Origin of the sequence: Micromonospora sp. NPDC007208, assembly GCF_042869175.1 — a bacterium.
Lineage (GTDB): Bacteria > Actinomycetota > Actinomycetes > Mycobacteriales > Micromonosporaceae > Micromonospora > Micromonospora foliorum.
Map to the genome: position 1 here is coordinate 347526 of NZ_JBIAFG010000002.1, position 21584 is coordinate 369109.

Annotated in this window: 18 protein-coding genes and 1 tRNA gene; 12 read left to right on the forward strand and 7 right to left on the reverse strand. The window is 69.0% G+C overall.

The window, feature by feature from the left end:
• Positions 1 to 332 precede the first annotated feature (332 nt).
• From ACFYL6_RS05075 to ACFYL6_RS05100, 6 genes are read left to right on the forward strand one after another with little or no spacing between them, the layout of a single operon-like run.
• Positions 333 to 1739, forward strand: a complete 1407-nt coding sequence (locus ACFYL6_RS05075) for an O-antigen ligase family protein (RefSeq protein WP_387167630.1) — start codon at positions 333 to 335, stop codon at positions 1737 to 1739.
• A complete protein-coding gene (locus ACFYL6_RS05080) occupies positions 1726 to 3165 on the forward strand; it encodes a hypothetical protein (protein WP_387167633.1) in 1440 nt (479 codons plus the stop codon). The genes ACFYL6_RS05075 and ACFYL6_RS05080 overlap by 14 nt, the downstream gene beginning before the upstream one ends.
• Positions 3162 to 4271 (forward strand): polysaccharide pyruvyl transferase family protein, encoded by a 1110-nt coding sequence (locus tag ACFYL6_RS05085; RefSeq protein ID WP_387167636.1) that lies wholly within the window; start codon positions 3162 to 3164, stop codon positions 4269 to 4271. The genes ACFYL6_RS05080 and ACFYL6_RS05085 overlap by 4 nt, the downstream gene beginning before the upstream one ends.
• Positions 4271 to 5422, forward strand: a complete 1152-nt coding sequence (locus ACFYL6_RS05090) for a glycosyltransferase family 4 protein (protein ID WP_387167639.1) — start codon at positions 4271 to 4273, stop codon at positions 5420 to 5422. Before ACFYL6_RS05085 ends, ACFYL6_RS05090 begins: the two co-directional genes overlap by 1 nt.
• The gene (locus tag ACFYL6_RS05095; RefSeq protein WP_387167642.1) at positions 5419 to 6249 is read left to right on the forward strand and encodes a glycosyltransferase family 2 protein; all 831 of its coding nucleotides are present in this window, start codon (positions 5419 to 5421) and stop codon (positions 6247 to 6249) included. Before ACFYL6_RS05090 ends, ACFYL6_RS05095 begins: the two co-directional genes overlap by 4 nt.
• Entirely contained in the window at positions 6246 to 7409 is a 1164-nt protein-coding gene (locus ACFYL6_RS05100; protein WP_387167645.1) for a glycosyltransferase family 4 protein, read from the forward strand. Before ACFYL6_RS05095 ends, ACFYL6_RS05100 begins: the two co-directional genes overlap by 4 nt.
• 89 nt (positions 7410 to 7498) lie before the next feature.
• Here the strand turns inward: ACFYL6_RS05100 and ACFYL6_RS05105 are convergent, their stop codons facing one another.
• Entirely contained in the window at positions 7499 to 9544 is a 2046-nt protein-coding gene (locus tag ACFYL6_RS05105) for a S8 family serine peptidase (RefSeq protein ID WP_387167648.1), read from the reverse strand.
• A gap of 319 nt (positions 9545 to 9863) precedes the next feature.
• Between ACFYL6_RS05105 and ACFYL6_RS05110 the strand changes: the two genes are divergently transcribed.
• The 3 genes from ACFYL6_RS05110 (at position 9864) to ACFYL6_RS05120 (ending at position 13568) form a co-directional block, all read left to right on the forward strand.
• Entirely contained in the window at positions 9864 to 10748 is an 885-nt protein-coding gene (locus ACFYL6_RS05110; protein WP_387167651.1) for a GH25 family lysozyme, read from the forward strand.
• Positions 10749 to 11035: 287 nt separating this feature from the next.
• Positions 11036 to 12304, forward strand: coding sequence for a DUF1800 family protein (locus ACFYL6_RS05115; RefSeq protein ID WP_387167654.1), 1269 nt, complete (start codon positions 11036 to 11038; stop codon positions 12302 to 12304).
• A gap of 1 nt (position 12305) precedes the next feature.
• The gene (locus ACFYL6_RS05120; RefSeq protein WP_387167657.1) at positions 12306 to 13568 is read left to right on the forward strand and encodes a DUF1501 domain-containing protein; all 1263 of its coding nucleotides are present in this window, start codon (positions 12306 to 12308) and stop codon (positions 13566 to 13568) included.
• A gap of 31 nt (positions 13569 to 13599) precedes the next feature.
• On the opposite strand, the gene ACFYL6_RS05125 is transcribed toward ACFYL6_RS05120, so the two are convergent.
• Both ACFYL6_RS05125 and ACFYL6_RS05130 read right to left on the reverse strand, forming a co-directional pair.
• Positions 13600 to 15030 (reverse strand): sugar transferase, encoded by a 1431-nt coding sequence (locus ACFYL6_RS05125; RefSeq protein WP_387167661.1) that lies wholly within the window; start codon positions 15028 to 15030, stop codon positions 13600 to 13602.
• A gap of 256 nt (positions 15031 to 15286) precedes the next feature.
• A complete protein-coding gene (locus ACFYL6_RS05130; protein ID WP_387167664.1) occupies positions 15287 to 16351 on the reverse strand; it encodes an LCP family protein in 1065 nt (354 codons plus the stop codon).
• A gap of 119 nt (positions 16352 to 16470) precedes the next feature.
• Between ACFYL6_RS05130 and ACFYL6_RS05135 the strand changes: the two genes are divergently transcribed.
• The 3 genes from ACFYL6_RS05135 (at position 16471) to ACFYL6_RS05145 (ending at position 19228) form a co-directional block, all read left to right on the forward strand.
• A complete protein-coding gene (locus tag ACFYL6_RS05135; protein ID WP_387167666.1) occupies positions 16471 to 17304 on the forward strand; it encodes an O-methyltransferase in 834 nt (277 codons plus the stop codon).
• A gap of 4 nt (positions 17305 to 17308) precedes the next feature.
• Entirely contained in the window at positions 17309 to 18127 is an 819-nt protein-coding gene (locus ACFYL6_RS05140) for an MOSC domain-containing protein (RefSeq protein WP_387167669.1), read from the forward strand.
• Between the two features lie 111 nt (positions 18128 to 18238).
• Positions 18239 to 19228 (forward strand): expansin EXLX1 family cellulose-binding protein, encoded by a 990-nt coding sequence (locus ACFYL6_RS05145; protein ID WP_387167672.1) that lies wholly within the window; start codon positions 18239 to 18241, stop codon positions 19226 to 19228.
• 43 nt (positions 19229 to 19271) lie between these two features.
• Here the strand turns inward: ACFYL6_RS05145 and ACFYL6_RS05150 are convergent, their stop codons facing one another.
• The 4 genes from ACFYL6_RS05150 to bcp all read right to left on the reverse strand — a co-directional run bounded on the left by ACFYL6_RS05150 (position 19272) and on the right by bcp (position 21450).
• A complete protein-coding gene (locus ACFYL6_RS05150; protein WP_387167675.1) occupies positions 19272 to 19799 on the reverse strand; it encodes a GNAT family N-acetyltransferase in 528 nt (175 codons plus the stop codon).
• 152 nt (positions 19800 to 19951) lie between these two features.
• Positions 19952 to 20034: transfer RNA gene (locus tag ACFYL6_RS05155), tRNA-Leu, on the reverse strand.
• Entirely contained in the window at positions 20020 to 20874 is an 855-nt protein-coding gene (locus ACFYL6_RS05160) for an HNH endonuclease (RefSeq protein WP_387167678.1), read from the reverse strand. The genes ACFYL6_RS05155 and ACFYL6_RS05160 overlap by 15 nt, the downstream gene beginning before the upstream one ends.
• Before the next feature lie 99 nt (positions 20875 to 20973).
• Complete coding sequence (bcp, locus tag ACFYL6_RS05165) at positions 20974 to 21450, reverse strand: thioredoxin-dependent thiol peroxidase (RefSeq protein ID WP_238658817.1); 477 nt, start codon at positions 21448 to 21450, stop codon at positions 20974 to 20976.
• Positions 21451 to 21584: the final 134 nt, after the last annotated feature.

Sequence of the window (21584 nt, forward strand, 5' to 3'; positions counted from 1 at the left end):
GACCGCCACGTTCTATTACGCCCGCCGCAGCCCACCGTGGAGGACAGTCGTGCCACACACCGGCCCGGGACCGCTGGTTCGTCGCTCACGCGCCCCTCTATGATAAGCCCGCGAAGCGCAGCTTCGGCCGAGCCGATTGTCACCGGTTCTGGAGCCCGACCTCACTGACCTGGCTTCAAGGCGTGAGCTAAACCCCCGCACGACCAGCGCAGCCCCGGCGGCGACTGGCCGACCAACGCTGACTCGGAGATGCCATGTTCCCCGGCACAGGCGGTGGTCATCCCCAGGATGATCCGAGCCATGCCCCGACGACACGGCTCAATCCCCGTGAGGTGCTAGCCCAGCGGAACGCCGGCCCGGCTGCTGGCCCGGCCCTCGGCCCGGCCCTCGGCCCGGCTGCTGGCCCCGCCGAGGAGGCGTCCGCGTCGCACTCGTCGGGCCGCCACCGGGGCCCGAGCCTGCTCACGCAGTTGACCTCGGCTGGGCGGGCGCTCGTCGAGGGCCTGCGATCCGATCCGGATCAACGCATCGTCGCCGTGTTGGCCGTGCTCGTGGCGACACTCGGTCTGGCGCCGATCGCCCTCGCCCCGTCCGAGGTGGTGATCTACAGCGGCGTGGCCACCGGCACGCCGATGTTGTACACGTACACGATCGCGATCGCGGCGGCCGTGGTCGTGATCGCGATCCAGACGCGGCGTCAACTCGCCCGCGCCTTCTTCCCGTGGCTGCCGTTCCTCGGCTGGATGCTGCTGTTCGCCGTGCTCGCCTGGGACTCGTCCCCGCGCACCGTGAGCGGCCTGGTGCACTTCAGCCTGGTGGCCATCGTGTTCGCCATCGGGGTCACCGCCGAACGTGCCGACCGGAGGAACTCCGTCCTGCTCTGGGCCTTCGCGGCGGTGGCGTGGTTGCAGCTCTTCGCGATCACGATGGCGGTCCTCGGCTTTCCGCTGCGCCGCATCGCCGGCCAACAGGCGCTCGACGTGCTCGGCCGCGCGACCGGCCTGACCAGCCATCCGGGCGAACTGGCGAAGCTGCTGTTCTTCTGCGGGATGTGCACGTTGACCCTGCCGCAGAAGACGGTGCGGCAACGATGGGTGGCCTGGAGCACGCTCGGTGTCGTCTTCCTCGGCGTCTCCCTCACCCAGAGTCGGTCGGTCCTCGCGGCCGTGGTCTCGATGATCCTCATCCTTGTGGTGCTCGAGTTCGTGACCGGGCGCTGGCAGAAGAAGTACTTCGTCGTCATCGGGATCACTGGCCTGCTCGGCCTGGTGTCGGTGCCGTGGCTGATCAAGCGGTTCACGGCCGACCCCGAGGGTGGCGACCGTCAGCACCTGCTCCAGGTCGCCTTCGACGTGATCCGGGAGCACCCGTGGGCAGGGGTGGGCCCCAACAGCTACGTGGCCATCGCCGGTGCCTCCGATCCCCTCACCGCCAGTGGCGTGCCCGTGCACAACGTGCTGTTGCTCAGCGCCGCGGAGTTGGGCGTCATCGGCGCGTTGCTCCTCTGGCTGCCGTTCGCGATGACCGCGACGACAGCCATCCACTCCGTGTTCCGGGTACGGACCTCCGAACTGGCGCCCCGGGTTCTGGTCAGCGCGCTGCCGGGCCTCGTCCTGATCGGCATGACGGGATGGGGGCTCATGCAGGGACCGTACTTCTTGATGTTGGCGTTGATCGCCGGCTACTTCTACGCCCGGTCGCGCTACGTACGGGTTGCGAGTGGCTATGGTCGCGACTGAGGTCACCACGCCGGAGCGACGGCGACCGTCTCTGACCATCGTGTCGGGTCTGCTGGGCATCTCCACCCTGGCCACCCGGTCCACCACCCTGGTGGTGATGGCGTTTCTGACCAGGGGCGCCGGCACCGAGGCGGTCGGCTTCTACGGTCTCGCCACGCTCATCGCGTCCTTCACCGCCGCCGCGCTCTCCCTCGGTCTGCCGACCTACCTGACCAGGGAGGCGGCCGCGGGGACGGTGTCACCGCCGGTGGTCGCGCGGATCCACTGCGGGCGCTTCGCCGCGTTGATGGTGGCCGCCGCCGTCGCGTACCCCCTGATCGGCGCGGTCCTTCCCCCGGAGGCGCAGTTCGCCTTCTTCCTGATCTTCGTGGCCAGCCTGCTGGAGCAGTGGAACGAAACGGCGTGGGTCCTCGTCCGGGGCACGCCCTCGGCCTGGGTCGAGCCGCTCACGAACGTGTCCGCCGGCCTCCTGCTGGTCGGCGCGTGCGCGGTCGACGTGTGGCTGCTGGACGGGCTCACCCTCGGCGACGCCGCGGTCTACATGTCGATAGCGGCCGTCCTCCGGTCCGCTGCCGCGTTCCTCATCGTGCGCATCCTGCCGGCGCTGCGTGACTCCCGCGGTGTCCGCGCGGTCCAGCACGTCCGGCAGGCCCTGCCGTACTTCGCCGCCGACCTCTTCGGTCTCTTCTACTTCCGTGGCGACGTTTTCGTCCTCGCGTTCTTCGTCGCCGCCGCGGAAGTCGGCGAATACGTGTCGGCAGCGGCGATCGTCGGGCCGGTGGTCCAGGTCGCGGCGTCCATGGGCGTCGGCGCGCTCGCCTACGCCGCGCCGCGCCGGGCGTCCGGGGCCGCCCAGTCGAACGATCCGCTCACGATCTTCCGGTTCTTCGGGCTCGCGGGTCAGGCCGCCGCCGGTGTCATGTTCATCGGCATCCCGATCGGGACCGCGGTGTTGTTCGGCGACCATGCGGGCAACATTCCGACGCTCGCGATGGTGCTCACCTTCTTCCTCGTTCTACGATTCGGCAACTTCGGCCTGTCCGCCATTCTGCTCTCCCAGGGCCGCGCCTCCAGCCGGCTGATCGTGCTGGCGTTGAGTATCTGCGGCAGCGTCGGGCTGAACGTCGCACTCGACGGAACGTACGGGGCTTTTGGGTCCGCAACGGCGATGGTGCTGAACGAACTGGTCGTGGCAGGGTCACTGCTCTGGTTCCTGCGGATAAAGGAACTGGTACGTCCGGTCGTGATCTCGTTCGTGATCGTGGCGGCGGCGGTCGGCGCGCTCGCCGTACTGCTGGCGGTCCTGGAACCCGCCCTGGCGTCCTTCGTCCTGGGCGGCGTCATCCTCGTGCTGGCTACCGCCAAATTGTTGGCTCAACGGAGGGCCGCAGGTCACCTGCAGGCCGCGACGACGGAGGACATGTGAGGGTCGGAATAGTCGGGTGGTTCGGATCGGACAATCTCGGAGACGAGATCCTCCTCCACTCGCTCATTACCTGCGTCCGCGCGGTCAAGGAGAACGCGACGTTCGTGGTCTTCTGCCCCAACCCGGACCGGGTCGCCGAACTGCACGGCGTGGACACGGAGAACATGCCCGTGCTGCGGGCTCGTGGCGCCTCGGAGCGTCAGGTCGCGGTCCAACGTTCGATCAAGTCGTGTGACCTGCTGCTCCTCGGCCCCGGAACGGTCTTCCAGGAGCGTTCGCCCAACCTGTCCTGGCCGGGCACGCTGCCGATGTTCGCCCGGATCATCGCGATGGCCAAGGTTGCCGGGACACCCGTCGCCACGGTCGGCGTCGGCGTCCGGGAGGGCGGAACGCCGTTCGGCCGGCAGTTGCTCCGGGTCATCGGCGCCGCCTGTGTCGGCGTCGGGGTGCGCGACGAGCGAACCGCGTCGCACTTCGGCTCCAGCGCCGAGGTCATCGGCGACATGGCGTACACCCTGCCGTTGCCCGACCTGGAGCGGGTCGGCGCCGGTCGGCGCTTCGCGCTGTCGATGCGGCCGCTCGCACCCGAGATGGAGGGCCCGCTGCTGGCGTCCACCGCCGGTTGCGCCGCCCGGCTGCGCGAGGAGGGATGGTCGGGCACCTTCCTGCCGATGGCCTTCGGGCGGGGGGCGCACGGCGAGGACGACCGCGTCATCTACGAGCGTGCCTTCCGCGACCTGCTGGCCCTGGACCAGACCCCGTTGGACGGCAGTCAGCCGCTCTCCGGGGCGCTCCGTACCTGGCTGCAGGCGCTCGCGACGAACCAGCTCGTCCTCGGCACCCGCCTGCACGCGGCCCTCCTGGCCGTGGCGATCGGGGTTCCCACGGTGGCCATCGCCTACGAGCGGAAGGTCCACGACGCCTTCGTCGATCTGGGGCTCAGCGAGTACGTGGTGCCGCCGGACGTCGATGCCGACACGCTCTACCGGAAGGCCACCCAGGCCGCGGCGGCGACCGAGGAGTTCCGGGAGGCCGCCGGGCGGGTCGCGGCCCAGGGTCGCGTCGCGCAGGGGTTCGTCACGACGCTGCTGAAGCGGCTGGACTGATGCGGGTCCTGCTGCTCACCCCATTCGCGCCCAACGGCCAGCACAACCATGCCGCGGCCGACACGATCGTGCAGCTCACGCCGCGGCTGGCCGAACAGGTCGACCTCTTCGTGTACTCACCGGGGAACACCGCCGCGTCGGACCGGGACGACCTGAAGTACACGTTGCTGCCGTCCAACGTCGTCGCGCGTCCGAGCCACCTGGACCGGCTCCGTGTCGAACCGGCGTGGCTGCGTCAGGCGTGGCCGCGCGAGGCCACCCAGGAGGCCGCCGAGTTGATCCGGCGGATCCAGCCCGATGTGGTGCACGCGGAGTACCTGCAGTCCGCCGAGGTCGTCGGGCTCAGCCGGGCGTCGGTGCTGGGTCTGCACGACATCACCGAGAAGGTGATGCTGGAGTCGTACCGGGCGTCGTCCGGCCTGGAACGGCCGTACCGCCTCGCCGAGCTGGTGCGCACGCGCCGGTTCGAGCGGGCGGCGATCCGGCAGGCGGCGGCGGTCATCACCCTGTCCGACGCCGACTTCGCGGTGGCCAAGACGTACAACCCCAACACCGTCCTCGCCCGGCCGGGCATCCACGTGGGGGAGCGGTCCTGGTCGCCGCCGCCGGTGACCGGCCGACCGCGTCTGGTGTTCGCCGGGGCGATGTGGCGACGTGCGAACGTCCTCGTCGCCGAGCTTCTCGCCCGGGAGGTGATGCCGATCGTGTGGCAGAGCCTGCCGGACGCCGAACTCAGGATCGTCGGGGCGGATCCCACCCCCGACGTGATCGGTCTCGGCGAGAACGACAGCCGGGTGGTGGTGACCGGTGCGGTGCCCGACTTCCAGTCGGAGATGCTCGGCGCCCACGCCGTCGTCGTGCCGTCCATCGTGGGTGGCGGCGTGCTGATGAAGGTGGCACACGCCATGGCTCTGGGCTGTCCCGTAATCACGTCCAGCGGCCCGGCCGAGTCGGTCCGGGGTGACGACTCGATGCTGTTCGTCGCGTCGACGGCGGACGAGATCGCGGCGGCCGTCCGGACCGCCGTCGAATCCCCTGAGGACGCCGCGCAGCGTGGTCGGAACGCTCGCGCCCACATCGAGCGGACGTTCCGGTGGGACGACACGGTCCGCTCGTACCTCGACGCCTACGCGATTGCGGGTCGACAGTGAAGATCGCAGCCATCATCGTCTCCTACAACTCGGCCAAGGAGCTTCCCCTCAGCCTGGGCTGCCTGGGTGCCCTGCCGATCGACCACGTCGTGGTGGTGGACAACTCCTCCACCGACGACAGCGTCGAGGTGGCCAAGTCCTTCGGGTACCAGGTCATCTCGCTGCCGAACGTCGGCTTCGGCAAGGCCATCAACGCCGCCGCGGAGACCGTCCCCGACGCTGACGCCTACTTCCTGCTCAACCCCGACTGCCACATCACCGCCGATTCCTTCGCGCACCTCGCCGAGGCGCTGCGGGCCGACCCGAAGCTGGGGGTGGTCGCGCCGCTGATGCGATACCCCGACGGGCGCTTCGGGATCTCGGCGGGGCCGGCGCCGAGCATGGCAAAGGAGTGGCTGGCCGCCCTCCGCGTGGACGAGCTCGTGCCCAGCGGCGTGAAGCGGTCGTTGGCGCAGGCGGGGCCGCTGCGGAAGAAATTTGCGATGCTCGATTACCTCGATGTCGAGCCGACCGGTCAGGTACGCGAGGCTGCCTGGGTGTCGGGCTTCTGCATGCTCGTCCGAGGGGATGCCTTCCGGGCCGTCGGCGGGTTCGACAGCGACTTCTTCCTCTACTTCGAGGACGTCGACCTCTGCACCCGGCTCTGGGCCGGGGGCTGGGTTGTCAAGTCGATCGGGACGAGCGTCGCCGAGCACAAGGAGAGCACCAGCACCGCTGCGGTCGGCAAGAACAACCTGTACCGGGCCGGCATGCAGGTCTATTTCGCGAAGCACGGCACGCGAGCCCAGCGACTCCTCGCGTCCGCCCTAAGGAGGCTGCCGATTTGAAGATTTTGTTTGTAGCGCCCTGGATCCCGGCGTCGGTTCGTCCGCGAAGCCTGGTGATCCTGGAGATGCTCGCCGCCGAGCACGATGTCCGCTTCCTCGCGCTGACGCACGACGACAAGGAGGTGCAGCTGGCCGAGCAACTGCCGGTCAAGGACCGGACGCTCGTGGCCAACCCGTTCGCCGGTTCCATGCTGCGCTCCGCACGTGCGCTCGGCACCGGTGTCTCCTTGCAGACGGGGTACGCGAGCCCGAAGGCGCTCACCGACGCCCTGCGGCAGCAGCTGGACGAGTTCCAGCCGGACGTGGTGCACCTCAACGTCTTCCGCACCGTCCACCTTGTCGAGGCCTGCGGTGACACGCCTGTCATCGTCGACCTGGACGAGTTCCGCAGCGAGTACTACGAGCAGTTGGCCTCGCACGGGCCCAACCTCGCCTGGCGTGCGCTGGGTCGGGTGGAGGGCAGTCGGATGCGGGCGCGGGAGGACGAGCTGGTCCGCAAGGGGGTGCCGCTGATGCTCTCGGCGCCGTCCCTGCCCGGCCAGGAACGGCCCAACACCTACCTGGTCCGCAGCCCCTGCGACTTCTCCGTGCAGCGGCAGCAGGGCCCGATCGCACCGACGGTCCTCTTCGTGGGTCGGCTGAGCTACGAGGCGAACGTCAACGGCCTCATGTGGTTCGTGCGCGAGTGCTGGCAGGGTATCCGCGACGCGGTCCCGGACGCCCGGCTGCGGATTGTCGGCACGGACCCGCCGAAGGCGGTCCAGGCGCTGGTCGGGAACGGCATCGAGCTGCACGCCAACGCGCCGGCGGTCGAGCCCTACTACTCGGACGCGGCGGTCGCCATCGCGCCGATCTTCCGGGGTACCGGGGTGCAGCTGAAGCTCATCCAGGCCATGTCCGCCGGGGTGCCGAGCGTGACGACAAGCATGGTGGCCGACCGCGCCGGTGTGCAGGACGGTGTGCACGTCAGCGTCGCCGACGACAGCGCTGGCTGGATCGCGAAGGTCGCGGCGCTGTTGTCCTCCCCGGAGACCGCCGAGCGGATGGCCGTCAACGGGCGGGAGTGGGTCGTGGCACACCACAGCTCGGCGGCGGTCCGTCGGCAGTTGCAGGCGGCGTACGCCTCGCTCTCGTCGCGGACCGGGGTAGACGCCTCCTGAAACGAACGGGCCGCCGGGACACGTATCGCGCGTGTCTCGGCGGCCCGTCGCATGTGTCACGTCAGGACGTGACGGTCAGGCGTTGATGCTCAACCGACGGTCTGGACGACGTGGGTGAACATCGTCGTGGGGCCCGGGTCGTTCTCCCACGGGTCGAAGTTGGCGATCAGCGGCGAGTTGCCGTTGTTCGGGGCCTGCACCAGGTTGAAGTTGGACTGGGACTGCAGCAGCAGGCTGCCGTCACCGTAGTGGTACAGCCAGAACAACTGCGGGGTGCCGATCGCGGTGCCGTTGGCGATGAGCGGCTGGGTGCCGTTCGACGGTGCGCTGACGTAGCGCCAGTTGGAGTGCGACCGCAGTGCGACCGCGTCCTCCCCGAGATCGAGCAGGTCGAACTTTTGCGGGTTGCCGACAGTCGTGCTGTTCGCGATCAGCGGCTGAGTGGCACCCGGCGCGGTCACGATCTTGCCGTTGGCCGCCGAGCTCACCACGATGACCGCGGCCGGCGAGGCCCACATGAACTTCTCCGCTCCACCGATCGTGGTGGCGCTGGCGACGAGCGGCTGGGTGCCGCCCGATGGCGCGGTGACGTACTTGCCGTTGATCTTGGCGATCAGGGTGGTCGTGCCGTCGCCGTTCATCACCACCTGGAACCGCTCCGCGTCGGTGATGGTGCTGGCGTTGGCGATCAGCGAGCCGGCGCCGCCGGAGGTGGCGCTGACGTACTTACCGTTCGCCCACGACCCGAAGGCGATGTAACCGGTCCCGGCGCTCACCACGGTGAACTTCTCCAGGTCACCGATCTGAGCCGGGGGCTGGTTGGCGATCAGCGGCTGGTTGCCGCCCGACCCCACCGAGACGGTCTTGCCGTTGGTCAGCGACCGCAGGCCGGTGACCTGCGGGACCGCCGTGGTGCCAATGCGCAGCATCACGTCGCTCGTGCCGGCCCACGCGGCCGTGTTGCGCACGACCCGGCGGGTGCCGCCGTAGACGAGGTTGTTACGCACCTGCAGGGGCGTCCAGGTCGGGTTCGCCGACAGCGCGAGTGCCGCGGCGCCCGCGACGTGCGGGCTCGCCATGGAGGTGCCGCTGTACCTGTCGATCGCCGTGTCGCTGCTGGCCACCGACGACGGGATGTGGTGACCCGGCGCGTGGATGTCCACGCAGGGGCCGTAGTTGGAGAAGGACGCCCGGAAGTCGACCTCGTCGGTCGCTCCCACCGTGATCGCCGAGGCCGCGCGGGCCGGCGACTGGAGGCAGGCGTCGCCGCCGTCGTTGCCGGCGGCTACGGAGTACGACACGCCGGAGGCGATGGAGGCCTCCACCGCTGCGTCGATCGCGTCGTCGGCTTCGCCGCCGAGGCTCATGTTGGCGACGGCAGGCTTCACCGCGTTCGCGGTGACCCAGTCGATGCCGGCCAGCACACCGGCGTAGGTGCCGTTGCCCTCGCAGTCGAGCACGCGCACGCCAACCAGCTTGACGGCCTTGGCCACACCGTAGTTGGTGCCGCCGATGGTGCCGGCGACGTGCGTGCCGTGCCCGTTGCAGTCGTTCGCGACCGCGTCGTTGTCGACGAAGTCGTACCCATTACTGGCCCGCCCACCGAACTCCTGGTGGCTGATGCGGATGCCGGTGTCGATCACGTAGGCGTGCACGTTGCTCGCCGTGTTCGGGTAGGTGTAGCGCTTGTTCAACGGCGCGAAGATCTGGTCCAGCCGGTCCAGGCCCCACGACGGCGTGTTCAGCTGGGTGTCGCTCTTCGACACCTTGCGGTTCTGCTCCACGTACGCGACCGAGGAGCTGGTGGCCAGTTTCTTGGCCTGCGCCTCGTTCATCCGGGCGGCGAAGCCCCGGATCGAGCGGTTGTACGTGTGGGAGACAGCGCCGCCGAACTGCTTGGTGAGAGCCTTGGCGCTGGCGTCGACAGCGGCCGGGTTGGCCTTGGTGTCCTTCAGGACCACGATGTAGCTGTCCTTGATGGCACCCTTGTCGGCGGACTTGAGGGCTCGCGGCAGCTTGTGCCCATCCGACGGTGCGGCGTACGCGGCACCGCCGCTGGAGATCGTTGCGGCTGCGACTACGGCGAGGGCGAGCCCTGCCGTGACCGAGCGACCAGCTCGGCGAAGTTGGAACACGTGAGACTCCCCGTGGGGTCAGCGTCCAGAACGGACGCACTTGAAAGTCCCCGCCTTTCGGCAGAGACGCAGCCCATCTTCGTGGAACCGTGGCATCGATGGCTCAGCCTTTCGGACTGATTGATGGTGAACGCATCGGCGGGCTGATGCTCCGGCATGGTGCTATTCACTTCTGCGGAGCAGGGCAGCGCGAAGAGCCCTCACTTGCGTAAAGTGCGACAGTACTTTCGCGCCGGTTGATCCGCCGGTCCACGCGATGTCGACGTTCGCTGACGAACCGCGAGATGTCGGCTCCTGAGCAAGGAGATTCGGGCCACTCATGTCACGGAAATGGATTCCGGTGCTGGTCGCCTCGGCGCTGGCCGTCAACCTGCTCAGCACGTCACCGGCGGCGAGCGCGGCGGCCTCCCCCGACGGTGGTGGCCGAGCCGTCGCCGGTGGCCCGCCGGGAGTCCGGCAGAGCGCGGTGTCCGCGCTGGCCAACCCGCCTGCCGGCTACACCGTCCAGGGCATCGACGTGTCCAGCCACGACCACAACCTCGGGCCGATCAACTGGGGCGCGGTGGTGGCCGACGGTAACAAGTTCGTCTACATCAAGGCCACCGAGGGAAACGACTACCTCAATCCCTACTTCAACGGCGACTACACCGCGGCGAAGGCAGCGGGTCTGCTCGTCGGCGCGTACCACTTCGCCCGCCCGGACGGGCGGGACCCGGTGGGTGAGGCCAACTACTTCATCGACAACATGCGGTGGGCGAAGGACTCCCGCACGCTGGTGCCGATGCTCGACTTCGAGTGGCCGTACTGGGCCGGCGCCCCGACCTGCTACGGGCTGACCCCCGCGGAGTTGACCAACTGGGTGCGGGTGTTCACCGACCAGGTCAGGGCACGTATCGGTCGACCGATGATGATCTACACGAACACCAACTTCTGGAACCCGTGCACCAACAGCGACGCCTCCTTCGGCGGTCTCCTGTTGGACATCGCCGGCTACACCACGACCCGGCCGCCGCTGCCCGCCGGCTGGGCCACCGAAACCATCTGGCAGTACGCGCCCGGCGATTCGTCCCAGCCCGGCAACTACAGCAAGAACGTCTTCAACGGCGACTACGCGGGTCTGACCCGGCTCACCAGCCCGGAGGTCAGTATCGCGCCGCCCGGCCGACCGGTGCCCCGCCGGCCGATCGCGCCGAAGCTTCGGTGATCGGCATCGGGTCGACAGCGTGCCGTCGGGCAATGGCGAGTCGGCACCCGCGAACGGGCAAAACCGTCCGCCTGTCGACGGCCGCGGCCTAGGGCTCGTGTCAAAGCCCTCGCTCGCGCCGAGGGCTTTGACACGATTCGCGGCCACGCCGAGAGATCGGACGTCACCGCGATCCTCGTCTGAGGACGGTCTGTCATCATCGGCGCCGGCTCGACGTCCGTGAGGTGTGAGTGGAATTCCAGACCCGTGCCTCGACCGTGTCATCGACGTCGCATACATTTGTTGGCATGGCCGACGATCTCGCGTTGCTACTGCGCCGCGCCGGTTTCGGCCCGACCGCCGCTGAGTTGGCCGCGGCGAAGAAGGCAGGTTACGACGCAACGGTCGCCGCTCTCACGGCGCCGACGGCGCCGGACGTGGGGGCTTCGCTGGCCCCCATCCCCGTTCTGGGCCCGGATCCCTTCTCCGGGCTGTCCAATCCGACCGCCGCTCAGCGCGCGAAGGCGAGCGAGGAGCGCTGGGCGCAGACGAGGCGGATCACCCAGTGGTGGCTGGACCGCCTCACGGTCGCCGATCACCAGACCCGCGAGAAACTGTGGTTCTTCTGGCACGGCCACTGGGCCACCTCGGTGCGGAAGGTGATGCGGCCACAACTGATGCTGCTGCAGCATCGCACTCTGCGTAGTTCGCTCGACTTCGCGGTGATGGCGCACAAGATGATCACAGATCCGGCGCTCGTCTTCTGGCTCGATGGAGAATCCAACACGCGGACCGCACCCAATGAGAACCTCGGCCGCGAGTTGATGGAACTCTTCATGCTCGGTATCGGCCGATACTCCGAACGGGATGTGAAGGCCGCGGGTCGTGCGCTGACCGGCTGGCGGATCGATTACGACGGTGCCCGCAGTTACTTCAGCCCGGCCTGGCACGACAACAGGGCGAAGACGATTCTTGGTACGACGAAGAACTTCGACGCCCACTCGCTCGTCGATTTCCTGCTCAAGCAGGAGCGGTGTGCCGCCTTCATCGCCGAGCGGTTGTGGTTCCGTTATGCCTCGTCGACCGACCCGATCCCGAAAACCACTCGGGACGCCATGGTGGCGGCCTTTCCGAACTCGATGTCGATGCTGCGGAAGCTCTTCGAGGACGAGGCGTTCCGTGCCACCGCCGGCACCTTGGTGAAGCAGCCAACCGAGTGGTTCGTCGGCGCGATGCGGCATCTGGGGCTGCGGCCAGGGGAACTGTCTGATGAGATGTCGACGTACGTCCTCAATGGTCTGGAGCGGCTGGGCCAGTTGCCGTTCGCGCCGCCGAGCGTCGAGGGGTGGCCGGCCGGTGCGGACTGGCTGACCGTTGGGGCCGCGCAGGCCCGCCTGAACCTTGCCGGTCGGATCGCCCAGTTGGTTCCGGCGCAACGGCTGACCCCGGAGGACGTGGCGCACGCCCTTACCATCGAGACCTGGACCAACAGGACGTACTCGGTCCTGAAGGCCACCACCGACCCGCAGCGTCTGTTGACCATCGGCTTGGCGAGCCCGGAATACCTGGTGACGTGACATGGATGCAGTGACCCGGCGCAGATTCCTGCTGGCCTCGGGGGTTGCCGGTGGCAGCGCCGTCGTCGCCGGTGCGGCGAAGCTGAGCCTCGGAGGTCTGCTGCGGACCGCCAGTGAGGCGTCCCCGGGCGAAGACCACCGGAAGACGCCCAAGCTGGTCATCGTGACGCTCTACGGCGGCAACGATGGCCTCAACACCGTCGTCCCGTATGCGAGTCCGGCCTACTACGCGGCCCGACCCGAGTTGGCGTACGAGCCTGAGCGGGTGCTTCGCCTCGACGACGCGCTGGGGCTGAACCCGATGCTCAAGGGGCTGAGTTCCCTGTGGGGCGAGCAGCGGTTGGCTGTCGTCCTCGGCGCCGGTTATCCGAAACCGGACCGGAGTCACTTCCGCTCCATGGACATTTGGCAGAGCGCTTCGCCCAGCGGCCCGACCAGTTCGGGATGGGTGGGCCGATGGCTGGACGGCACCAGGGCCGCACCCGAGGCCGCGGTCAGCTTCGAGCCCATGCTCCCGCCTCTCCTCGCCGGTGAGACCCGTACCGGGGCCTGTGTGAGCATCGGCGGACTCAAGCTGCCGCCCGGCGTCACCGCGGACATGGTCGGGGTGCTGGGGCACAGGGAGCCGAACGAGTCGGAGATGCAGGCGCGGGCCGCGGACGCGTACGCCAACCTGATCAACATCAACGAGCTCATCCGGCACGCCGAAGCCGTCAGCGCGACGCCGGAGGCCACCATCCAACCCGACACCCCCGCCACCAGTACGGGTGGGTCGAACGTCCTCTCCGCACAGCTGTTGCGGGTGGCGCAGTGTGTCGAGGCCGGTGTCCCCACCCGGGTGTACTCGGTGAGCCTCGGTGGGTTCGACACGCACGCCTCGGAGCGGGTCGGGCACGAGTTCCTGTTGCGTCAGCTCGATGAGGCGCTGAGCAGTTTCGCTCGTCGGCTGTCGGGCACCGAGGCCGGCCGGCAGGTCACCACCGTCGTCTACAGCGAGTTCGGCCGGCGGGTCCGGGCGAATGCCTCCGACGGCACCGACCACGGAACCGCCGGCCCTGTCCTCGTGCTGGGCTCGAAGGTCGCCGGCGGGCTCTACGGGGAGCAGCCGAGCCTGACCGACCTGGACGACGGTGACCTCAAGGCGACGACGGACTTCCGAGATGTCGTCGGCACCCTGCTGGCCTCGGTGTTGCAGGCAGATCCGGCGCGCTACGTCGGCGGCGGGTACCAGCCGAAGATGCTGCCGTTCCTCGTGCGCGACTGACGGTCACGACCGGACCGGCCGGTGGTGGTCGTCAGCGTCCACCACCGCGGAACACCTCGGCGACCGTCCGGAGCACCACCTTGACGTCGAGCCAGAGCGACCAGTTCTCGATGTAGTAGTTGTCGAACCTCGCCCGGTCGGAGATCGGGGTGTCGCCGCGGAGGCCACTGACCTGCGCGAGCCCGGTGAGGCCGACGGGCACCCGGTGGCGCATCGCGTAGTTCGGATACTCGGCGGAGAACTTCTCCACGAAGTGCGGCCGCTCCGGCCGGGGCCCGACCACGCTCATCTCGCCGCGCACGATGTTCCACAGCTGCGGCAGCTCGTCCAGGGACGTCCGGCGCATGAACCGCCCGATCGGGCCGACCCGCCGGTCGTGGGCGATGGACCAGTTGGTCTGTGACTCCTGCTCGTCCACGGGGCGCATGGACCGGAACTTAATGACGTTGAACGGCTTGCCGTACCGGCCGATCCGCTCCTGGTAGAAGAAGATGCCGGGACCACCGTCGATGAAGGTGGCGATGGCGCAGAGCAGCAGCACCGGGCTCAGCAGGATGAGCGCCAGCGTGGCGACCAGGACGTCGGAGGCCCGCTTGATGGCCCAGCGCGGCCCGGACAGGGTCGTGTCGCCGATCTTGGCGATCGGGATGGCGCCGATGTGGTCGGGGTATCCGGCCTGGGACCGGGACCCCCACAGGCGGGGCACCACCCAGAGGTCACAGCGCGCGGTGTTCGGCTGGAGCAGGGCCGCGATCAGGGTGGACTCCGTGCAGTCCGGGTCGGCGATGACCACGACGTCGCAGTTGAGCAGCCGGACCAGTTGTTCGATGTTGTCGAGGGTGCCGAGCAGCGGAACCGCACCGGAGTCCTGTCGGGACGCCGCGTCGACGCAGCCGACGAAGCGCAGGCCGTACTGCGGGTAGCGCCTCAGCAGCCGGGCCAGTTCCACGCCGATCGGACCGCTACCGATGATGATGGCGTTGTGCTCAACCCACCGCCGCCGACGCGCGACGATGGTGAACTTTCGGCTGAGCGCACGACCAGCGATCACCAACGCCGCGGAGAGCGCGACCCCGTGCATGAAGCTGGTCACGTAGTCCACCGAGGCGTGCCGTTCGGCCGCGATGATCGCCACCACCGCGGCCGAGGCCAGCAGTCGCCCGCAGAGGATCGGCAGTTCGTCGAGGATGCTGACGTGCCGGCGGGCCCGGTAGAGCCCGCCCGCCGCGAAGATCGCCACCGTGAGGGCGGCGTTGGCCAGCGTCCCGCGCCAGTAGTTCTGGGTCAGCAGCAACGGAGTCAGCAGCGCCACGACATCGACGGGAGCCGTCATCATCCAGGCGCGCAGGAAACGGGTGCCGGTCGAGGCCCTGGAGCTGGCGTAGGGCAGCACTGCGGTCGTGTCGAGACCGGGGACCATCGCCGCCTTGACCGGCGGGTCGGGCCGCTCGACGCGGGGCATCGCGGCAACAGTCGGCGCATCGTTGGCTGGCTTGTCGTCTGCTGCCACCGACTGTTGTGGAGCTGACTGTTGCTGCGGCACCACCGCTTGCTGTGTGGCTCCGTCGGACGCGCTCGAATAACTGACCGCCGAATGGCGTGACATGATCGATTCCTCCCCCGTGACTACCCTCGGCCTTACATGTCGCGCCTTCGGGCGATCGCAGGATATGAGCCGCTCAGCTGCGCCGCCAGAGCCGGATGGACAATTGAATGCCCTACTTCCCGGCGGCCAGGATCTCCGGCACCGCGTCGCGTCGGACCGCACCATAGAACGACTTGGCCTTCTCGCTGTTGGCGAAGACCACGCTCTCGCTGCCGACCCGGCCGGTGCCCTTTGTCGGGCTGGTCAGGAAGGTCATGTTGCCACCGCGCAGGTTGCGCAGGTCGGTCGCCATGTCCAGGAGGGACATCTTTTCGTCCACCGAAACCGCGCTGGACGAGGCCTTGACGAACGAGTTGAGCCGGCCCGGGTTGGTGAGGATGCCGCCAGAGGCCGCCTTGTCCATGATTGCCCTGATGACCTGCTGCTGGTGCCGGATACGGGCGAAGTCGCCATCGGCGAACTGCTTACGCTGCCGCGAATAGTCCAGTGCGGCCTCGCCGTCCATCCGTTGCATGCCCTGCTTGAAGTTGCGGAACGGCGGGTGGATCGAGGTGAACGACTTCTCCGAGTCGATATCGACGCCACCCAGTGCGTCGATGATCTCGACGAATCCGGCGAAGTCGACGATCATGACGTGATCGATCCGGACGTCGGTGAACTTCTCCACGGTCTGCACCATCAGCGGCACGCCACCCCAGGCGTACGCTGCGTTGATCTTGGCATCGCGGCCGCCGTTGTTGCCGTCCTTGGAACGCGGCACCGACACCCAGGTGTCGCGGGGGATCGAGACGAGCTGAGCGCTCGATCGGTCCTTCGGGATGTGGGCCAGGATGATGCTGTCGGTACGCGAGCCGGTCGTGCCCTCCGGATCACGGGAATCGCTACCCAGAATCAGCATGTTCAGAGCGCCCTTGGCCGCTGCCTGCGGACGGCCCTCCTCGGGTACGTCAGCGAACGCGTCGACCCGGTCGATCCCGGAATTGATCGAGCGGAAGTAAAGCCCGCCTGCGATGAGACCGCCACCGCCGAGCAACGCCATCACCAGAAAGGTGATCAGGGCGACCTTCTGCCACCGGGGGCGGCGACGCCGCGATCGGGGTGCCTCAGTCGGCTCCGCCTGCGACTGTGGGTCAATGAACTGGGTCTGGGGATCCACGTACTCCTGGCGATACTGCATGCCGCGATGCTACTGATTCTGGGTTACCAGCATGTACCCCCGTCCGGTCCATCCGGCTGTACATCTCGGCCAAAAGACTTTTTCCACGAACGATTGCCTGAACCTGATATGAAGCAGCGGTGGACGCCACGCAGCTGCGCCGAGCCATCGCCCGTACCCCACTCGCACCCGTCGCCGCATTTCCCAAGCGGCTCGCCCGGGTCGCCCGCCACGACGCCAAGGTGCTGCGCGCCTCGGCGCGGTGGTTGGTCACCTCCCGTGAGCATCACAACTACACGTACGACCTGACCAAGCTCAGCCGCCACCACCTGACCTGGTTCGTCAGCGTCGTCTGCGACATTCCGGTCCAACAGGTACGCGGCTACGTCGCCGAAATCGAGTCCGACGACGCGCTGCGGCACCACATCGAGCAGGCCACCGCCACCGCAGCCCGCCGTGGTCTCGCCGACAAGAAAGTCCGCTACGCCCGACGCGTCGGCTGGTACGCGATCGTCCGGGCCACCCGCCCCGCGCACGTGGTGGAGACCGGCGTGGACAAGGGGTTGGGCACCTGTGTCCTCGCCTCCGCTCTCCTGCGCAACGCCCAGGAGGGGCACCCGGGCCGGGTCACCTCGCTGGACATCAACCCCGAGGCCGGCTACCTCGCCCGCGTCGCACCCTGGTCGGAGGTCGTCGACCTGCGGATCGGCGACTCGATCGCCTCGATCGGCGCACTGGACCGCCCGGTCGACCTGTTCCTGCACGACAGCGACCACAGTCGTGCCCACGAGAAGCGCGAGTTCGACGCCGTGGAGCGCAAGCTCGCCCCCGGCGCGATCCTGCTCACCGACAACGTCACCAGCACCAACGTGCTCGCCGAACACGCCGAACGCACCGGCCGGCGGTTCCTCGCCTACCGGGAGAGCCCGGCCAACCACTGGTACCCGGGCGACGGGATCGGCGTGGCATGGTAGCCGGGTGCGGCTGACCTCGATTCACACGTACCCCGTCAAGGGTTGTCACCGGCTCGACCACGACGGCGCGTACGTGCATCCCTGGGGCCTGGCCGGCGACCGGCGCTGGATGCTCGTGGACGCCGACGGCGTCGGCGTCACCCAGCGCGACACGACCCGGCTCGTCGGCCTGCGCGCCACCGTGCGCCCCGGGGGTCTGTCGCTGCGCGCCGACGGGCAGCCCGACCTCGACGTGCCGGAGCCGACCGACGGGAAACCCGTCGCGGTGCGCACCTTCCGCAGCCGCACGTTCCCGGTCCCCGCGCTGGCGGCCGGCCAGGCGGCCGACGACTGGCTCGGCACGCTGCTCGGCCGACCGGTCCGGCTGGTCTGGCTGGCCCAACCCACCCGCCACCTGGCCGCCGGCGCCCGCGAACACGACACCGGTGACCAGGTCAGCTTCGCCGACGCCTACCCGCTGCTGCTGGCGAACGCCGCCTCCCTCGACGCCCTCAACGACTGGCTGGCCGAGGCCGGGGAGGAACCGGTGCCGATGACCCGGTTCCGACCCAACCTGGTGGTCAGCGGCGCGCCGGCCTGGGCCGAGGACGACTGGGTCGGCCGGCCGCTGCGCATCGGCGACCGGTCGTTCCGGGCCGCCGGGCCGTGCGACCGCTGCCTGGTGACCACCACCGACCAGGAGACCGGGGTACGCACGAAGGAGCCGCTGCGCACCCTCGGGCGGCACCGCAACGTCAAGCAGAAACTCCTCTTCGGACTGAATCTGGTGCCGCTCGACAGTGGGCCACTGGACGTGGACGCCCCGGTCGTCATCGCGCCCTGACCGAGCTGCCGACCGGCAATCGGCACCCCACGATCACCGTCCGTCGATGCTGTCTTAGCTTTGGCTTAGCCCGCTTGTCGGTACGCGCCCCGGTCCGGCAGCATCGCCGTCGTGACGGACGGAAGCGCTGTCGACATCAACATCGACCTGGACCATCCTCCAGAGGACCGGCCCGCGCCGTCGTCCGGCGTGAAGCCCTGGCTGGTCGCCACCGGTGTCACCGTCCTCGCGGCGGCGCTCGGGCTCACCCTCACCCTGCGCTCCGGCTCCACCCCGGCCTGCGCCGCCGGCCGGACACTCGCCGCCGCGCCGCCCACCGGCAACGCCACGCACAACGGCAAGGCGACCTTCTACGACTCCAAGGGCGCCGGCGGCAACTGCTCGAACCCGGCCGCCCCGGCCAACCGGCTCTACGTAGCGCTCGGTCCGACGGAATACTCCGCCGGTGCCGCCTGCGGCGGATTCCTCGACGTCGTCGGCCCCAAGGGCACCGTCCGGGTGCTCATCATGGACCAGTGCCCGGAGTGCGAGCCCGGCCACCTCGACCTGTCCCGGGAGGCGTTCGCCCGGATCGCCGACCCGGTCCAGGGCCTCGTTCCGGTCACCTACCGGGCGGTGGTCAACCCGCCGCTGCCGGGACCACTCACCTTCCGGATCAAGGAGGGCGCGTCGCAGTGGTGGTTTGCCGTCCGCATCGGCAACCACGGCAACCCGCTGCGCTCCGTCGAGGTCCGGCAGGGTGGCAGCGACCCCTGGCAGCCGGCCGCCCGGCAGGACTACAACTACTGGCTGATCGCCTCCGGTGCCGGGCCGGGCCCGTTCAACGTCCGGGTCACCGACGTGTACGGCAACCGGGTCACCGTCGGCGGCATTCGGATGGCACCGGGCCAGGTGCAGAACAGCACGGTCCGGATGTACGCACCTGGCACCGGGGCGAGCACTCGGCGTCCCTCCGCGTCGACCCGGCCGCCGAGCAAACGGCCCGCCGTCACGCCGACACCGACTCGCCGCCCGGTCGAGGTGGCGCGGACGAGCACGCCGGCCACCGACGCGCCGCCCACCAGTTCGGCCCCGGCGAATGCCCGGTGGTGCACCGGCTGACGGTTCGTGCGGGACCCGTCCGGGCCGCCTGGCGGTGGTCCACTCAGTCGGCCACCGTCAGATCGAGCCACATGAGAATCTCGTCCCGGTCGTCATCGGGGGCCACCCGCAACGCGCCCGGCAGCCGGCCGATCTCCCGATAGCCGAGGCGGCCGTAGAACTTGTCCAACCCCAGCCCGTCGCGCACCGTGACGTGCAGCGCCTCGTGGCCGAAAGCCCGGCCCAGGCGGGCGGCCTCCGCCATCAGCGCCGCGCCGTAACCGGTGCCCTGGGTGTCCGGGTGGACCATCACCCGCTTCAGCACACACCAGTGCGCCTTGAGCGGGAAACGGTTGTCACCGAAGATCAACATTGCGACCAGTCGGCCCCCGGAGTAGCCGACCAGCAGCCGGTCCGGTCCGTCGACGATGCCGGCGAAGGTCGGATCGGCGATGACGTGCACGTCGGCGGCGCTGACCGGTGGCACGAAGCCGACCGCACCGCCGGCGTTGCTGACGTCCACCCAGAGGTCGACGATCTCGGCACGTAGCTGCGGGGTCAGGTCGGGGTCGAGGACGAAGCGCAGACTCACGCCCGCCATCCTGACCCGAGGACCAGGCCCACGGCCCGCGACAGTGACGCGCCCGACAACCGTCCTGGCGGCCGCGAGTGACGCGCCCGATCACCGGGCGGCACGAGACGAGCCCGACCACCGCGCGCCGGCACGCGATGCGTGTTGACCTGTGCGGGAGAGGGGATTCGAACCCCCACATCCTTCCGGATACAGGTTCCTAAGACCTGCGCGGCTGCCATTACGCCACTCCCGCCAACTCCCTGAGTTTAGAGTGTCTGGCTTCGGCGGTGTTGAGCCCGGCCTCCTTGAGGATGGTCGAGATCGTGCCGTGACCAACGCTGCAGCCCCCGCCAGGCAGATTGCGGAGGATGCCGGTCAGCCGCTTCGGTCCGACGTCCGGGTGCGCCAGCGCCTGTTCTATTACCAAGTCGCGATGAACCCCCGAACGCCAACTGCGGTTCGGACGTGGTGTCAACACGCCGTCCTGCTCAAGTCTTCGCCGAACCTTGTGCAGGTACGCAGCGGGCCAGCCCAACTGCCGTGCCGCCGCCAAGGCCGTCACCTGCTGGGCATCGACCCGACCGAACAGGTCGACGAGTTCCGTCCGGGTGGCCGGTCGGGGATCGGAGCCGGCCGCCTCGTCGGAGCGTTCCTCCCCATCGGCCGACGTCGCGACGATGGGGAGATCGGACGCTCGTTTTCCCCGCCCGGCGTAGGTCGCGGTCTGGCTGTGGCAGTTCGGGCAGAGGAGCCGCAGGTTCGGTGGCCGGTTGTCGAGGAAGTCCCCGTTGATGTGGTCGACGTGCAGGATGAGGGACGCGCCTCGCCACACCGGCCCTATCCCACAGCCCTCGCACTCCTCCGGCACGCCGAGTGTGCCCAGCGCCCACTTCAACCGCACGCCGGGCGTCCGGCGGGACCCTTCGGGCAGCACAACCAGGAGCTGCGCGGACGTCGTGCGCCGTTCGCCACGCAGACCCTTGTTGTGTGCCTGCCTCGCGAAGTGCGAGGTGTCGATGCCGAACCGCTTGAGTTGCCGGCTGATGTGCGCGTGCGAGCCACCGCTGACGCGTACGCCGAGCAGTCGCATCACCTCGGTGATGTTGCGGGCGACGGCGGCAGCGGCGGCCAGTGCTTCGGGCGTGTACTTGTATCGAACCACTGACGGACCGTAGCGAACCGGTACGACAGGTTAGTCCAGGCCGAGGTCGCGGCGGAGCTTGGCGACGTGCCCGGTGGCCTTGACGTTGTAGAGCGCCCGTTCGATCTTGCCGTCGGCGTCGATCACGAACGTCGAGCGGATCACGCCGGTGACAGTCTTGCCGTAGAGCTGCTTCTCGCCGTACGCGCCGTAGGCGATCAGCACTGCCTTGTCCGGGTCCGACACCAGCGGGAAGGTGATGGCGTCGCGCTCGCGGAACTTCGCCAGCTTCTCCGGCTTGTCCGGGGAGATGCCGACGACCTCGTAGCCGGCGGCCTGGAGTGAGGCGAGCGAGTCGCGGAAGTCGCAGGCCTGCTTGGTGCAGCCGGGGGTCATCGCGGCGGGGTAGGCGTACAGGACGACCTTGCGACCTCGCAGGTCGGCGAGGGAGAGCTGGTCGCCGGTGTCGGTGGCGAGGGTGAACTCGGGCGCGGGGTCACCGGGGGAGAGGCGGTCGGGCGAGGTCATGGCCCGACCCTACCGCCGAGCCGGCGGACTCGGCCGCCGGAGAGACGCTCGGCGTGTGGGCGGGTGAAACCGCGTCGGTCACCAGGGGCGGGGCCGGTGGCGCTGACCCCGGAAAGGTGATCAAGGCCATCCGT